The sequence below is a fragment of the Stenotrophomonas sp. CFBP8980 genome, assembly GCF_034046095.1.
Classification (GTDB): domain Bacteria; phylum Pseudomonadota; class Gammaproteobacteria; order Xanthomonadales; family Xanthomonadaceae; genus Stenotrophomonas; species Stenotrophomonas lacuserhaii.
Genome location: NZ_JAXCXF010000001.1, coordinates 317,320 through 333,072, shown reverse-complemented (window position 1 = coordinate 333,072; position 15,753 = coordinate 317,320). Strand labels below are relative to the sequence as shown.

At 67.4% G+C, this 15,753-nt stretch carries 13 protein-coding genes; 6 read left to right on the top strand and 7 right to left on the bottom strand.

Annotation, left to right across the window (positions count from 1 at the left end; genetic code table 11):
• Positions 1-79 precede the first annotated feature (79 nt).
• The 5 genes from SOM47_RS01525 to SOM47_RS01505 form a co-directional block, all read right to left on the bottom strand.
• Positions 80-271 carry a hypothetical protein gene (locus SOM47_RS01525; protein WP_192083785.1) on the bottom strand — a complete coding sequence of 64 codons (192 nt, stop codon included), beginning with the start codon at positions 269-271 and terminating at the stop codon, positions 80-82.
• Between the two features lie 67 nt (positions 272-338).
• On the bottom strand, positions 339-2,102 hold the full coding sequence (locus SOM47_RS01520; RefSeq protein WP_042615413.1) for an ABC transporter transmembrane domain-containing protein: 1,764 nt from the start codon (positions 2,100-2,102) through the stop codon (positions 339-341).
• Positions 2,095-2,700, bottom strand: a complete 606-nt coding sequence (locus SOM47_RS01515) for an IMPACT family protein (RefSeq protein WP_320504588.1) — start codon at positions 2,698-2,700, stop codon at positions 2,095-2,097. Before SOM47_RS01515 ends, SOM47_RS01520 begins: the two co-directional genes overlap by 8 nt.
• A gap of 52 nt (positions 2,701-2,752) precedes the next feature.
• Positions 2,753-3,667: a hypothetical protein gene (locus SOM47_RS01510; RefSeq protein ID WP_320504587.1), complete on the bottom strand. Its 915-nt coding sequence runs from the start codon at positions 3,665-3,667 to the stop codon at positions 2,753-2,755.
• The gene (locus tag SOM47_RS01505; RefSeq protein ID WP_042615415.1) at positions 3,664-4,182 is read right to left on the bottom strand and encodes an RNA polymerase sigma factor; all 519 of its coding nucleotides are present in this window, start codon (positions 4,180-4,182) and stop codon (positions 3,664-3,666) included. The genes SOM47_RS01510 and SOM47_RS01505 overlap by 4 nt, the downstream gene beginning before the upstream one ends.
• A 245-nt stretch (positions 4,183-4,427) precedes the next feature.
• Between SOM47_RS01505 and SOM47_RS01500 the strand changes: the two genes are divergently transcribed.
• Complete coding sequence (locus SOM47_RS01500; RefSeq protein WP_320504586.1) at positions 4,428-7,256, top strand: bifunctional diguanylate cyclase/phosphodiesterase; 2,829 nt, start codon at positions 4,428-4,430, stop codon at positions 7,254-7,256.
• Here SOM47_RS01500 and SOM47_RS01495 read toward each other — a convergent pair.
• On the bottom strand, positions 7,253-7,846 hold the full coding sequence (locus SOM47_RS01495; RefSeq protein WP_057687281.1) for an LOG family protein: 594 nt from the start codon (positions 7,844-7,846) through the stop codon (positions 7,253-7,255). The two genes, SOM47_RS01500 and SOM47_RS01495, sit on opposite strands and share 4 nt — an antisense overlap.
• Before the next feature lie 111 nt (positions 7,847-7,957).
• Positions 7,958-9,454, bottom strand: a complete 1,497-nt coding sequence (locus tag SOM47_RS01490; protein WP_320504585.1) for an aminotransferase class III-fold pyridoxal phosphate-dependent enzyme — start codon at positions 9,452-9,454, stop codon at positions 7,958-7,960.
• A 212-nt stretch (positions 9,455-9,666) separates the two neighbouring features.
• Between SOM47_RS01490 and queA the strand changes: the two genes are divergently transcribed.
• The 5 genes from queA to secF all read left to right on the top strand — a co-directional run bounded on the left by queA (position 9,667) and on the right by secF (position 15,700).
• Positions 9,667-10,731, top strand: a complete 1,065-nt coding sequence (queA, locus tag SOM47_RS01485) for a tRNA preQ1(34) S-adenosylmethionine ribosyltransferase-isomerase QueA (RefSeq protein WP_320504584.1) — start codon at positions 9,667-9,669, stop codon at positions 10,729-10,731.
• A gap of 452 nt (positions 10,732-11,183) precedes the next feature.
• Positions 11,184-12,314 carry a tRNA guanosine(34) transglycosylase Tgt gene (gene tgt / locus SOM47_RS01480; RefSeq protein WP_042615072.1) on the top strand — a complete coding sequence of 377 codons (1,131 nt, stop codon included), beginning with the start codon at positions 11,184-11,186 and terminating at the stop codon, positions 12,312-12,314.
• Between the two features lie 131 nt (positions 12,315-12,445).
• On the top strand, positions 12,446-12,790 hold the full coding sequence (yajC, locus tag SOM47_RS01475) for a preprotein translocase subunit YajC (protein WP_042615071.1): 345 nt from the start codon (positions 12,446-12,448) through the stop codon (positions 12,788-12,790).
• Positions 12,791-12,852: 62 nt separating this feature from the next.
• Complete coding sequence (secD, locus tag SOM47_RS01470) at positions 12,853-14,706, top strand: protein translocase subunit SecD (RefSeq protein ID WP_320504583.1); 1,854 nt, start codon at positions 12,853-12,855, stop codon at positions 14,704-14,706.
• A 19-nt stretch (positions 14,707-14,725) separates the two neighbouring features.
• Entirely contained in the window at positions 14,726-15,700 is a 975-nt protein-coding gene (gene secF, locus SOM47_RS01465) for a protein translocase subunit SecF (RefSeq protein ID WP_320504582.1), read from the top strand.
• The last annotated feature ends 53 nt before the right edge of the window (positions 15,701-15,753 follow it).

The window sequence follows — 15,753 nt, the reverse complement described above, 5'->3', positions numbered from 1 at the left end:
GCATGGGCCACCCGCCCGGCGCCACACACGTAAACCGCTATACGCAGCACCCCGCGAGGGGGCGCACCCGTTCGACCGCTCAGATGCTCAACCGGACATCACCGCCGGGCGTCACGAACTCTCGCCCGCTGCGCACCAGCACACGCCCATCCTCCAGTTCGTAACGTGGCTCGGCGCGCTGGTCCTGCGCAGATGCATCTTCCGGCTTGAACTCGAGAATGATGCGGCTTTCGCCATTGGAATCGGTCGCGGGAAACTGACGGAACGACATCGTCTACCTCCTTCACTCCACGGGTCTGCGGGGCAAGCGTGCGCCGCCGCTTGTTATCCGCGCGTGGTCAGTCGATGAACTGCAGGCGAGCCAGTTCCGCGTACAGGCCGCCTTCGGCCAGCAGCTGTTCGTGGGTGCCCTGGGCAATGATGCGGCCGTGGTCCATCACCACGATGCGGTCGGCCTTGAGGATGGTTGCGAGGCGATGCGCGATCACCAGCGTGGTGCGGCCTGCCATCAGGCGTTCAAGCGCCTGCTGCACGGCGCGTTCGCTCTGCGCGTCCAGCGCGCTGGTCGCTTCGTCCAGCAACAGGATAGGGGCATCCTTCAACAGGGCGCGGGCGATGGCGATGCGCTGCTGCTGACCACCGGAAAGGCGTGCGCCGCGCTCGCCCAGCTCGCTGTCATACCCTTCCGGCAGCGCACGCAGGAACTCATCGGCTTCGGCGGCGCGGGCAGCGGCTTCCACCTCGGCATCGCTGGCTTCCAGTCGTCCATAGCGGATGTTGTCGCGTGCGCTGGCGGCGAACAGGGTGGGCTGCTGCGGCACCAGCGCCAGCTGGGCGCGCAGCGCCGCTGGGTCCATCGCGCGCAGGTCGATGCCGTCCACGCTCAACGCACCGGAGCGCGGATCGTGGAAACGCAGCAGCAGCTGCAGCACGGTGCTCTTGCCGGCACCGGAGGGGCCCACCAGCGCGACCGTTTCGCCGTGCCGCACGTGCAGGCTGAAATGCTCCAGCGCGGCAGTGTCCGGGCGCTGCGGGTAGTGGAACACCACGTCGTCGAAACGGATCTCGCCGCGCAACGGAACCGGCAATACCGCCGGCGAGGCCGGCGCGCGGATCTCAACGTCTTCCTGCAGCAGTTCACTGATGCGCCCCATGCCGCCGGACGCGCGCTGTAGTTCGTTCCACACTTCGGCCAGCGCCCCCACCGACCCGCCACCGATCAGCGCGTACAGCACGAACTGTCCGAGCGTACCGGCAGACAGGCGACCGGCGATCACGTCATGCGCGCCCAGCCAGAGCACGCCGACGATGGCGCCGAACACCAGCAGGATGGCACTGGCGGTGACCAGCGACTGCGCGCGGATGCGCCGCCGGGCAGCACGGATCGAGTCTTTCAGCGCATGGTCGAAGCGGCCGCGTTCGTAGGGCTCGCGTGCGTGTGACTGTACGGTGCGGACCGCGCCCAGGGTTTCAGCGGCCAGGCTGTTGGCGTCGGCGATGCGGTCCTGGCTGTCGCGCGAAATCCCGCGCAGACGGCGCGCACCCAGCACGATCGGCAATACCGCCAGGGGAATCCCGAGCAGGGCCCAGGCGGCCAGCCGCGGGCTGGTCACGAACAGCATCACCAGGCTGCCGACCACGGTGACGCTGCTGCGCAGTGCCACCGACATGGTGGAGCCGATCACGCTGCGCAGCAGTTCGCTGTCGGCGGTCAGGCGCGAGACCAGTTCACCACTGCGATTGCGGTCATGGAAGCCGGCGCCGAGCGTGATCAGGTGGCCGTACAGCTGCGCGCGCAGGTCGGCGACGACCTTTTCGCCGAGCAGCGAGACGAAGAAGAAACGCGCGGCGGTTGCCAGCGCCATCACCACCGCCACCACCATCAGCAAGGCGAAGGCGCGGTTGATCTGGCCGCCGCCGGTGAAGCCATGGTCGATCATCTGCTTGACCGCCGGTGGCAGGCTGAGCGTGGCCGCCGAGGACACCGCCAGCGCCACCAGCCAGGCACTGAACAACCCCGCGTGGCGGCGCACGAAAGGCCACAGCGTACCCAGGCTGCCAAGGCGCTTGAGGGCGGGGCGGGACGCGTCGGTGTCAGTCATCAGGGTGGGACTCGGAAGGAGAGTGCAGGCGTACCCGGTTACGGGTGGCGTCGCGCAGGCGTGTTTTCAATGCATCGCACTGGTCGGCCGGCAGTTCGACCCGCATGCTGGCGCCATCGGCGGTGAAGGTTTCTTCCTGCTTGACCGCCAGGTGAGCGGCGAGGGCAGCGTGCAGTGCGCCGAGGTCCTCGAAAGGCGCGTGGATCTGCAGCCGTGCCAGCGCCACCAGCGGCTCACGCGGCGCGGTCCGCAGGCACTCGGCGGCAGTACCGCCGTAGGCGCGCACCAGCCCGCCGGCACCCAGCTTGATGCCGCCATACCAGCGGGTGACCACCACCATGACCCTGTCGAACCCCTGGCCGTCGATGGCCGCGAGGATCGGGCGGCCGGCGGTGCCTGATGGCTCGCCGTCATCGCTGGAACGGTACTCATTGCCATGCCGGTAGGCCCAGCAGTTGTGCGTGGCATCGGCCACGGCGACCTGCTGCAGGAACTCCAGGGCGTGGCCGGCATCACGGATCGGCGCGGCGTGGGCCAGGAAACGACTGTGCTTGATCTCCAGGCAGTGGTCGACGGCAGCGGCGAGGGTATCGAGCATCCCTGCGATCTTACCGTGCGCACGCCAGGCACGTGCCGACCAGGGCGCGGAGTCAGTCGGCGAGCAGCGGCTGCAGGTCACGCGGGAGGCGGGTTTCCGGGTACTGCGCCAGGTAACGCTCCAGGCTGGCCCGCGCCAGATCCACGTCACCGGCATCACGCCGATGGCGGATCTTCTGCAACCACTGCCGCCGCGTAAGTCGTGCATCGGCCTCCACTTCCTGCTGCACCGCCGCTGCACTCAGTGGTGCCGATGCCGTCGCAGCAGCCACCTCGGCGGTATCCTGCGCGACCATGTCCTGCGGCGTGCGTGCAGGCTTGGCGAACGCCTCCGCGGCAGGCGCCGGTGCGGCCATCACCGCTGCGGCAGGCGACGGTGCGGCTGGCGGCGCCGGCCGTGATGGGGCGATGCGCGCCGATTCCGCTGCGCGTGCGCGGAATGCCTGCGGCACGGGCGCGGCGTCCACTTGGGCGGGCGCGGTTGCCTGCTCCGGTGCCTCCGGTACCTGCCCCTGCAGGGGCGGCCTCGGCGCTGGCTTTGGTTGCACGCGCTGCATGGCGGCACTGGCGGGCGTTGCAGGTGCTGTATCTGCGATGGGTTCTGGCGCAGGTGGATCAGCTTCCGGTCGGGGAGCGGGCGTGGCCATTTCCTGCAGCGATGGGGCCGGCGGCGGCTCCCGCTGCGGCTGCATTTGCCAGGCCAGCCCGACGGCGAAAACCACCGACGCGGCGATGCCCGCCACCGTCGGCCAACGCGCACGACGACGCTGCCGACGCGGAGCCTGCGTCGGTGCCTCGTCCGCGCCCATGGGCCCGGCATCCTGCCCGGCGGGCGCGGACTGCACCGAGGCCTGCGCGGCGGCCAGCACGGCGGCATCCACGGCGGGCGGCGGTGCCTTGTCCAGCCGGCCACCCAGCAGCCGGGCCAGTTCGCGCTCTTCGGGGGTGAGGGGATCGCGGCTGTTCATGGGGCCAATCCTGCACGCAGTTTGTCCATCGCATAGCGCAGGCGCGACTTGACGGTTTCCCGGCCGACGCCGGTGACCTCGGCGATCTCCTCCAGGCTGAGTTCCTGCTCCAGTCGAAGCAGCAGCACCTCGCGTTGCTCCGCCGGCAAGGCATCCATCGCCTGCTGCACCCGGCGCCGTTGTTCGAAGCCGCTCAGTTCGGTTTCCGGGGTGTGGCCGTCGACCACCCCTTCCACCCGCGCTTCGGCGTCAGCCGGTGCGGGTGGGCGGTGGCGCGCCGCGCGCCAATGATCGTTCAGGCGGTTATGCGCGATACGGAACAGCCAGGTGCTGAAGGCGGCGTCCGGTTGCCAGCCGGCGCGGGCGGCGATCACCCGCTGCCACACATCCTGGAACATTTCCTCGGCCAAGCCGGGGTCGCGCAGCTGGCGCACCAGGAACCCGTGCAGGCGCCGGCGGTGGCGCTCGTACAGCGCCTGGAAGGCGGGCAGGTCGCCGCCGGCCCAGGCCAGCATCAAGGCTTCATCGGTTGGCAGGGCGGCGGTATCCACGGGGGACAGGGTAAGGCCTGCCCGCGGCGGCGCATAGCCGCTCATCAGGGGGCGCAGGGAGGTGGCCGAGGGAGCAGGAATGGGCATGTCCGGAGCGTCAACGCGCGCAGGGGCGGAACGGGGTTGCGGCACGACAAATTCAGGTCGCGGAAAGCGCTATGCTCCGCGCACAGGGGAGGTGTCGGGAGTTCCCGCGCCATGGGGTCGTCATGTTGTCCAGTCAGATCGTTGCATCCACGATGGAAACACCGGGCAATGCGGTGGTGACCAGCGGCTTGCTGGAGGCCCTGTGTGGCCTGTTGCCGGGCCACGCCTGTCTGTGGGTGGACTGGGACGATCCGCTGCTGGGGCAGGGGAGCCAATGCCATCCGCCGCAGGCGATGCCGTCATTGCGCGCGGCCGGGACGCAGCAGGCGCAGCACGAGCAATGGCAGCACGACGGTGCGCGCATCGGCCTGCGTGTCGAAGGCGCAGCGGTGCCCGCGGGCTGGTGGTCGGTCGCCCGCGAAGCCCTTCAACTGGGGCTGCAGCAGGCCCGCCAGGCCGGCCAGATCCACGCCCTTGAAGATGCCAAGCGGCTGCAGCAGGCGCTGTATGAGATCGCCGATCTGTCCGGGGCCGAACTGGAAATGGCCGAGATGCTGCGGCATGTCCATCGCGTCCTCAACACGCTGATGTACGCGCACAACTGCTTCATCGTCGAATATGACGATATCCGGCAGACCATCCGCTTCCTGTACTTCGCCGACCAGATCGATGATTTCATCGCCGATCCTTCGCGCGCCTATGCGGAAAGTGAGCTGCCCGGGAGCCTGACCTTCGCGCTGCTGCAGCATGGGCACCCGCTCAGTGGCCCCTCGCGCCAGTTGCTGGCCAGCGTGGGCCAGGACGGGCAGCACTGGCGTGGGCCGGAAAGCCTGGATTGGCTGGGCGTGCCGATGCTGCGCGAAGGGCGCGTGTGCGGGGCGATCGTGGTGCAGAGCTATGACCAGCATGACCGCTACGGCGAGGCGGACCGCGCGCTGCTCGGCTTCGTCGCCCAGCACGTGCGCACGGCGATGGACCGGCGCCAGGCGCAGGTGCAGCTGGAGCGGCAGGTGGAACGACGCACGCTGGAACTGCAGCGCGCCAACCGCAGCCTGCAGGATGAGGTCTTCGAACGTCGCCGTGCCGAAAAGCTGCAGGCCGCGCTGTATGGCATCGCCGAACTGGCGATGCAGGCCGAAAGCCTGTCGCAGTTCCATGCGCAGGTCCATGGCATCGTCGGCACCTTGCTGGATGCGCGCAACTTCTACATCGCCCTGGTCAACGAGGCGGGTGATGGGCTCGAGTTCGTCTACTCGGTCGACGAATACACGGTCACGCGCGCGCCGCGCGCCTTCAGCCAGGGGCTGACCGAACACGTAGTGCGCGAGCGGCGACCGCTGCTGGCCGCACGCGCCGACATCGACGCGATGATCGAAGCCGGCAAGGTGCGAGAGTCGGGCGTGCGCTCGCAGTGCTGGCTCGGCGTGCCCCTGCTGCGCGATGACGAAGTGGTCGGGGTTATCGTGGTGCAGAGCTACAGCCCGGACGTGGCCTTCACCGCGCACGACCAGCGCCTGTTGACCTTCGTGGCGCAGAACATCGGCGCAGGACTGGCGCGGCAACGTGACCAGGAGCGGCTGCGGCTGGCCCATGCCGGACTGGAACAACGCGTGGAGGAACGCACCCGCGAACTGGGCGAAGTGAATGAGAAGCTGCTCGGACAGATCGCCGAGCGGTTGCGCGCCGAGCAGCGGTTGACCCACCAGGCCATGCACGATGGCCTGACCGGCCTGCCCAACCGCATCCACCTGCTGGATCGCCTGGAAGATGCGCTGCTGCGCGCGCGCAAAGGTGAGGGCGGCGAATTCGCGGTGCTGTTCCTTGACCTGGATCGCTTCAAGCTGGTCAACGACAGCATCGGCCATGCGGCTGGCGATCAGATGCTGGTCGAGGTGGCCAAGCGCATCGTCTCGATGCTGGGCCCGGACAACGTGGTGGCACGGCTGGGCGGGGATGAGTTCGCCATCCTGCTGCAGTGCCCGCACGGCTTGGCGCAGGCGTTGGAGTTCTCCCAGCGCATGCTGCTGGCGTTGCAGGAGTCGATGTGGGTGGCCGGGCGCGAGCTGTTCCCGTCCGGCAGCCTGGGCATCGCGCTGTGGAATGCGCGCTACCAGCGCGGCGAAGAGCTGCTGCGGGATGCCGATGCGGCGATGTACCGCGCCAAGGCGCAGGGCCACGACCGCTGTGCGATCTTCGACGAGGACATGCGCGAGCAGGCGATGCGCAGCCTGGACCTGGAATCGGACCTGCGGCGGGCGATCATCAACCAGGACTTCCTGCCGTACTACCAGCCCATCGTGCGGCTCACCGATGGCGTGGTGGTAGGCCATGAGGCGCTGTTGCGCTGGCAGCACGAAACCCGCGGGATGCTGCTGCCGGGCGCGTTCCTGGACCTCGGCGAGGGCAGTGGCCTGATCGAGCAGGTGGACTGGCTGATCTACGAACAGGTGATCGCCGGCCTCTCACGCGGCGGTACCGGCTATGTATCGGTCAACGTATCACCGCGGCATTTCCGCTCGGCCGAGTTCAGCAACCGGTTGTTCGGTTTGATCGAAGCCTTCGACGCCGACCCGCACCGGTTGCGCCTGGAGATCACCGAAGTCGCCCTGCTCGATGAAGGTCCACGCACCCTGCGCGTGCTGCAGGCGCTGCGCGAGCGCGGCATCCTGGTGCAGCTGGATGATTTCGGCACGGGCTTCTCGGCGCTGTCCTACCTGCATCGATTCCCGATTTCCACGTTGAAGATCGACCAGAGCTTCATCGCCGGCCTCAACGGCCCGGAAGCGCAGAGCACGCTGGCGCTGGTGGAAGGCGTGGTGTCACTGGCGCGCACGCTCGGCATCAATACCATTGCCGAAGGCATAGAAACCGAAAGCCAGCGCCAGATCCTGCTGGACCTGGGCTGCGACTACGGCCAGGGCTACCTGCTCGGCCGCCCGGCACCGCGTTAGACCAGGGCGTTGCGGCGCTTCTCGTCGATCCACTTGGAGGCCTGCGCGGGCTCGTAGCTGCGCATCCAGTCCAGCATCGCGTCGATGTCCGAGCCGTACCAGAGATCGGCGCGCTGGGCCGGGTGCAGGAAGCGCTCTTCGACCATGCGGTCGATCATCCCGATCAGCGGGGCGTAGAAGCCGTCCACGTCCAGGAAGGCGCACGGTTTGTTGCCGATGCCGAGCTGGCGCCAGGTCAGCATCTCGAAGATTTCCTCCATGGTGCCGAAGCCACCGGGCAGCGCCACGAAAGCGTCGGAGAGCTCGAACATGCGCGACTTGCGCTCGTGCATGGAACCGACCACTTCCAGCGTGGTCAGGCCGCGGTGCGCGACTTCCCAGTCCGCCAGCTGCTGCGGGATCACGCCGGTGACTTCGCCGCCGGCTTCCAGCGCGGCATTGGCCACCGTGCCCATCAGGCCGACGTTGCCGCCGCCGTAGACCAGACGTAGGCCGTCACGGGCGATGCGGTCACCCAGCGCGATCGCGCGTTCGGTATAGATCGGCTTGCTGCCCGCGTTGGAGCCGCAGTAAACACAGAGGGACTTCATCGGGTATTCCTTGGAACGAAAGCGCCCCGCCGGGGGCGGGGTGCGGGATCAGTGTGCGGCGTATTTTACCTGCTGGCACCGGAGGCTGCCCGGTGCCAGCAGAGGCGGGGTTCAGGCGGCCTGGGCCTGCTCGCGGCGCGGACCTTCGCGCAGGGCGCGGCCGACCATGCCGACCAGCAGTTCCAGTTCGCTGCTGTCCATGCCGAAGTGCGGGGTGAAGCGCAGCGAGCGCTCACCGCCGTGGATTACATTGACGCCCTGGCGGCGGAGCCATTCTTCGGTGGAACCGGCGCCGTAGCACTTGAACTGCGGAGCCAGTTCGCAGGAGAACAGCAGGCCGGTGCCCTGCACCTTGGTGATCAGTCCGCCCAGTTCGTCCTTGAGCTTTTCCAGCCGGCGCAGTGCCTCCCGGCCACGCTCGGCGATGTTGCCGCGCACCTCCGGGGTGAGCTGGGCCAGCGTGGCGCAGGCAACGTCCAGCGCACGCGGATTGCTGGTCATGGTGTTGCCGTAGATGCCCTTGCGGTACAGCTGTGCGGCGCGTTCGTTCACTGCAAGCACCGACAGCGGGTACTGGGCGGCATTGAGCGCCTTCGAATAGGTTTCCATGTCCGGCGCATCCAGGCCTTCGAAGCCGGGGTAATCCACCACTGACAGCACGCCGTGGGCGCGCAGCCCGGCCTGGATGGAGTCGATCAGCAGCAGGCTGCCGTGGGCCCGGGTCAGTTCGCGGGCCAGCGCATAGAACGCCGGCGGTACCGAGCGTCCCGGATCGCCTTCGCCCATCACCGGCTCCAGGAACACCGCTTCGATGAACCAGTTGCTGCGCGCTGCCTCGTCGAACACCGCGCGCAGGGCGGCTTCGTCATACGGGGCGATGGCGATCACCGAGTCTTCGTTGCGATAGCTGGCCAGGTGCTGCTGGTAGGTGCGCCGGCTGGAATCGGAGTACAGGGCCGGGCGGTCGGTACGGCCGTGGAAGCTGCCCTTGATCACCACGCGCTTGACCGCGGCACCGGCATGCGGGGCGCCCGGATCGGTCTGCAGTTTGCTGTTCACATCGGCGATGCGCGCGGCCAGGCCGACCGCTTCCGAACCGGAATTGAGGCACATGAAACGGGTGAACGGACAACCGCCACGGCGATGGCCGATTTCCGCCCGCAGCGCCTTGACGAAGCGCTGCTGGGAAAGGCTCGGGGTCATGATGTTGGCCATCACCTGTGGCTGCGACATCGCCTCCAGCACCGCATCGGGGGTGTGGCCGAAGCCGAGCATGCCGTAGCCACCGGCGTCGTACAGCACCGCGCCCTTGAGCGTGACCACCCACGGGCCGCGTGCGGTCAAGGCGACATACGGGGTCACCGCATCGTCGGCGTAGAAGTTGATGAAGCCGTCCTGCATGGCGTCGATCTGGGCCTGTTCGTCCAGCGCCAGCACCTCGCCCAGCTCACCCTGGAGGCGGGAAAATTCGGCCGCGGCGGCATCGGCCGCAGCCACCAGCGCGGGGTGGGAGGCGGCAAGACGCTCCAGCGTGGCGTCATCCAGGCCGGTGGTCAGGCGGGTGCCGGGCTGGGCGCGGAGGGGGGCGAGGCGTTCGATGAAGCTCATTGCAGATCTCCTGAAACGATAGGTCGCACGGCCCGTAAAAGCACAACGCGCGGCAAGCGCGCGCGTCGGGTCATGGCTCGTGCATTCGGACTTCCGTTTCGATGCTAGCACGCGGTTTTTTGCGCGATAACCCCGTCCGTTCGCTGCTGCATGGCAGCATTTTCGTGGGCGTTTGCCGCCAACTGCGCTGTCCATCGGTGGCCGGTCGTACAATGCGCGCCATTGCCGACCTGTTGCTGCGTGTTCCCTTGAAGAAGTCCGATTTCCACTACGACCTTCCCGCTGAACTGATTGCCCAGGCGCCGCTGCCGGAGCGTTCGGCGAGCCGCCTGCTGCTGGTGCCGCCGGCGCCGGGCGCGCTGCAGGATGCGCATGTGCGCGACCTGTCCGCGCTGCTGCGCGAAGGTGATCTGCTGGTGTTCAACGATACCCGGGTGATCCCGGCGCGGCTGTTCGGCCAGAAAGCGACCGGCGGCCGCGTGGAGATCCTGATCGAACGCCTGCTGGGCGCGCAGCAGGCAAGGGCGCAGGTCGGGGCCAGCAAGACCCCCAAGCCGGGCAGCAGGATCGCGCTGGACGCCGGTGGCGAGGTGGAAGTGCTGGGCCGCGATGGCGAGTTCTACGTGCTGCGGTTCCATGTGCCCGAGCCGCTGGAGCAGTGGCTGCTGCATGCCGGGCGGCTGCCGTTGCCGCCGTACATCCAGCGCGAGCCGGGGCTGGACGACCGCGAGCGCTACCAGACCGTGTTTGCGCGCGAGATCGGTGCAGTCGCCGCGCCGACCGCCGGGCTGCACTTCGATGATGCGCTGCTGGCGGCCCTGCAGGCCAAGGGCGTGGGCTTTGGCCACGTCACCCTGCATGTGGGCGCGGGTACCTTCCAGCCGGTCCGCGCGGACGATCTGAAAGACCATGTGATGCACCGCGAATGGCTGAACGTCGGCGCCGAGCTGGTGCAACAGGTGCGGCGCACGCGCGAGGCCGGTGGCCGGGTGATCGGGGTGGGGACCACGGTAGTGCGGGCGCTGGAAAGCGCGATGCGCGACGGTGAGCTGCTGCCGTTTGCCGGGGAGACCCAGATCTTCATCACGCCGGGGTACCGGATCCGCAGCGTGGACGCGATGGTGACCAACTTCCATCTGCCGGAGAGCACGCTGTTGATGATGATTTCCGCGTTTGCCGGCAAAGAGCGGGTGTTCGAGGCGTACCGGCATGCGATCGAGCAGCGCTACCGCTTCTTCAGCTACGGCGATGCGATGTTGTTGTTCCCGCAGGGCTGATCGGGTGTCTGTTGGTCTGCGCGTTTCTGTCTCCCCGTGTTGCGAGCCGGGAACAGGCCCCACGGGACACGCCGTGAATCCATCCATGGAGTCTCGTTTCCGCCCGTCCGGGGCTCCAACGGTCCCGTGGGGCCTGTTCCCGGCTCGCCGGACAGGTGGCTGCGCGCGGCCGGCGAAGAGCGCCCGTGCGGTGGGGTGGGGGATGAAAAGCGGCCGGCCTGCGGCCGGCCACCGCGGCGGGCGCGGAATGCGGAAGGTGCGGGTGGGGCAGGTTGCACGGGACCCTGTGAGGCAGGAGCCGAACTGGAGCCCCCATGGACGGGTTCACGGCGTGTCCCGTGCAGCCTGCCCCCCCCCCCGCGCCCCTCGCAAGTACCCGAGGCGCCACGCCTTTCGCGGGAACCCCAAAAGTACGAGACAATAGAAAACTATCTGTCCCGAACAACCGCACCATGTCCCGACTGCAGTTCCAGCTCCAGACCACTGATGGCCGTGCCCGCCGTGGCCGCTTGACCTTCCCGCGCGGAACCGTGGAAACCCCTGCGTTCATGCCGGTCGGCACCTATGGCTCGGTCAAGGGCATCTTTCCCGACCAGGTGCGTGCCCTGGGCGCGGAAATCATCCTCGGCAATACCTTCCACCTGTACCTGCGCCCCGGCCTGGATGTCATCGCCGACCACGGCGGCCTGCACGGCTTCGCGCGCTGGGATGGCCCGATCCTGACCGACTCCGGCGGCTTCCAGGTGTTCTCGCTGGCACATCGCCGCAAGATCACCGAACAGGGCGTGACCTTCGCCTCGCCTACCGACGGCGCCCGGGTTTTCCTCGGTCCGGAGGAAAGCATGAAGATCCAGAAGGTGCTGGATTCGGACGTGGTGATGATCTTCGACGAATGCACGCCGTACCCGGCCACCGAGGACGTCGCGCGCCGCTCGATGGAGCTCAGCCTGCGCTGGGCCCAGCGTTCGCGCGATGCCCACGATGCCCTGGGCAACGACGCCGCGCTGTTCGGCATCGTCCAGGGCGGGGTGCATACCGACCTGCGCAGCCGCTCGGCCGAGGCCCTGCAGCAGATCGGTTTCGACGGCTACGCCATCGGCGGGCTGGCCGTGGGCGAACCCGAGCATGAACGCAACGCCATGCTGGATCACCTCAATCCAGTGCTGCCGGCAGACCGCCCGCGCTACCTGATGGGCGTGGGCCGGCCGGAAGACCTGGTGGAAGGCGTGGCCCGCGGCGTGGACATGTTCGACTGCGTGATGCCCACCCGCAACGCGCGCAACGGCCACTATTTCACCTCTTTCGGCACGGTCCGCATCCGCAACGCCCGCTACGAGCGCGACATGGACCCGATCGAACCGGGCTGCGGCTGCTTCGCCTGCAGTGGCGGCTATACCCGCTCCTACCTGCGCCACCTGGACCGCTGCAACGAAATGCTGGCGCCGATGCTGGGCACGATCCACAACCTCTTCTACTACGAGAAGTTGATGGCCGATATGCGCGCCGCCATCGCCGCGGGAACCTTCGAGGCCTTCCGCGGGTCTTTCTACGCAGCCCGGGGGGCTGCCGTCCCGCCGCTTTGAGCGGCCGCCCCCTGCCGAAGGGCCCAAGGACGAATCCCTGGGCCCGTGGCATACTTCACGGCTGACACCGATCTGCGGTCGCGCCCGGCCACTCGTGGCACCGCAGCGCCGCCCAACCAAAGGACTCCACGATGAACCTGCTTGCTTTCCTGATTCCCGCCGCCCACGCCCAGGCTGCCGGCGGCCAACCGCAGGGCTTCACCATGACCACCCTGCTGTTCCCGGTCATCCTGATCGCCATCATGTACTTCCTGATGATCCGCCCGCAGATGAAGCGGCAGAAGGAGCACAAGGCCATGCTGGAGAAGATCAAGCGCGGCGACGAAGTGCTGACCAACGGTGGCATCGCCGGCGTGGTCACCGACATCGGCGACAACTTCGTCACCCTGGAAGTGGCTGACAACGTGCGCATCCGCGTGCAGAAGGGCGCTGTCGGCAACGTGCTGCCGGCCGGCACCCTGAAGTCGGCTGTCTGATCCACTCCCTTTTCTGAAGCACAACCGCGGCGCCGGGGATGGCGCCGCGCGGGAACCTCGCAATGCTCGAATTTCCACGCTGGAAGTACGTCGTCATCCTGATCGTCCTGGCGATCAGCACGTTGTATGCGCTGCCCAACATCTACCAGAAGGATCCGGCCATCCAGATCACCGCCAACCGCGGCGGCCTGGTGGATTCAGCGCTGCGCGACCGCGTGCTGGCCGACCTCAAGCAGGCCGGCGTCACCCCGATGGCGGCCGAAGTGGAAGGCGACAGCCTGATCGTCCGCCTGCCCGACATCCAGGCGCAGACCGCCGCCAATGACGTGCTCAAGCAGAGCGTCGGCGAGGATTACGTGGTGGCGCTGAACCTGGCCTCCACCGTGCCGGACTGGCTGTCCAACCTGGGCGCGCGCCCGATGACGCTGGGCCTGGATCTGCAGGGCGGCGTGCATTTCGTGCTGCAGGTGGACCAGAAGGCCGCGCTGGACAAGCGCATGGACAGCTACACCGAAGACGTGCGTACCACCCTGCGTGATGCGCGTATTCCGTACCAGTCGGTCGAGCGCCGCGCGGACAACACCATCGTCGCCAACCTGAGCCCGAGTGCAGGCGAGGGCGCTGGACTGCGTGCCCGTGATGCGCTGTTCAAGTCGCAGCCGACGCTGGGCTTCGAAGTCACCGGCAACCGCGTTACCGTCAGCCTGCCCGATGCCGAACTGGCCGCCATCGCCAACGGCGCCATCGAGCAGAACGTCAACACGCTGCGCAACCGCGTCAACCAGCTCGGCGTGGCCGAGCCGATCATCCAGCGCCAGGGCGCCGACCGCGTGGTCGTGCAGCTGCCGGGCGTGCAGGACACCGCCGAAGCCAAGCGCATGATCGGTGCCACCGCCACCCTGGAATACCGCGCCGTCATCGAAGGCAACGCGCAGGACGCCGTCGCCAGCGGCCGTATTCCGCCCGAAGCCAAGGTCTACCAGCTGCGCGACAACCGCGGCCCGGTGCTGCTGGCCAAGCGGGTGATCGTCACCGGTGACCAGATGGTCGCCGCGCAGGCCACCACCGACCAGAACGGTTCGGCGGCGGTCAGCGTGACGCTGAACAACGTCGGCGGGCAGCGCATGTTCGACTTCACCAGCGCCAACGTGAACAAGCCGATGGCGGTGGTCTACACCGAGCGCATCCCCACCGTGGAAACGGTGGACGGCAAGGAAGTGCGCAGCTTCCGGGTCAAGGAAGAGGTCATCTCGGTGGCCAACATCAACGGCGTGTTCGGCAAGAATTTCCAGACCACCGGCCTGGAGAAGCGTGAATCCGAAGACCTCGCCAAGCTGCTGAAATCCGGCTCGCTCGCCGCGCCGATGGACTTCGTGGAAGAAAAGATCGTCGGCCCAAGCCTGGGTGCGGAGAACGTGCAGCGCGGTGTCACCGCGGTGGGCTTCGCCTTCCTGTTCACGCTGGTGTTCTTCACCGTCTACTACCGCATGTTCGGTGTCATCACCTCGGTGGCGATGCTGTTCAACCTGCTGATCGTGGTCGCGGTGATGTCGCTGTTCGGTGCCACCATGACCCTGCCGGGCTTTGCCGGCCTGGCGTTGTCGATCGGCCTGTCGGTGGATGCGAACGTGCTGATCAACGAGCGTATCCGCGAAGAGCTGCGTGCGGGCATGCCCGCCAAGGCTGCCATCGTGGCCGGTTATGAAAAAGCATCGGGCACCATCCTCGACGCGAACCTGACCGGCATGCTGGCCGGCGTGGCGCTGTATGCGTTCGGTACCGGTCCGTTGAAGGGCTTCGCCGTGACCATGATCGTCGGCATCCTCGCCTCGATGTTCACCGCCATTACCGTTTCCCGCGCCCTTGCGGTGCTGTTGTACGGCAGCCGCAAGAAGCTCAAGACCCTGGCCATCTGACGGGAAAAGGATCGATACCATGAAATTGTTTCCGCTCCACCTGATCCCGAACGACACCAAGTTCGACTTCATGCGCACCCGATGGATCGCCGTCGGCATCGCCGCGCTGGTGTTCATCGCCGCGCTCGGCAGCATCATCGGCAAGGGCTTCAACTACGCATTGGATTTCACCGGCGGGACCGTGGTGGAAGTGCGCTTCGACCGCCCGGCCGATGTCGACGCGGTGCGCGAGCACCTGGAGACCGCCGGTTATGGTGGCGCCCAGGTACAGAGCTTCGGCAGCGGCAGCGACCTGCTGATCCGCCTGCAGCCGCAGGCCCAGGCCGAAGGCGAGAGCGTCGGCGAAGCCAACAACCGCACGGCCGAGGCGGTACGCTCGGCGGTGTCGCTGGAAGGCAATGCGGCGACCGTGCTGTCCTCGGAGTTCGTCGGTCCGCAGGTCGGCAAGGAGCTGGCCCTGAACGGCCTGTACGCCGCGCTGTTCGTGCTGGTCGGCTTCCTGATCTACATCGGTTTCCGCTTCGAGTGGAAGTTCGCGGTGGTGGCCATCATCACCACCCTGTTCGACGTACTGGTGGTTGCCGGCTACTTCTCCTTCAGCGGCCGCGAGTTCGACCTGACCGTGCTGGCCGGCCTGCTGTCGGTGATGGGCTTCTCCATCAACGACACCATCGTGGTGTTCGACCGTGTCCGTGAAAACTTCCGCAGCCTGCGTGTAGAGCCGCTGGAAGTGATGAACCGCTCGATCAACCAGACCCTGTCGCGCACCATCATCACCTCGCTGGTGTTCTTCCTGTCGGTGCTGGCGCTGTACCTCTACGGTGGCGGTTCGCTGGAAGGGCTGGCCCTGAGCCAGATGATCGGCGCGGTGATCGGCACCCTGTCCTCGATCTTCATCGCCTGCCCACTGCTGACCATGGGCATGCTGGCGGTGACCAAGCAGGACCTGCTGCCCAAGGCCAAGGACGAAGAAGCCCTGGCCCGCCGCCCATAAAAAGCAGCCGGAAAGACACAGAAAAAGCCGCACGAAAGTGCGGCTTTTTTTGC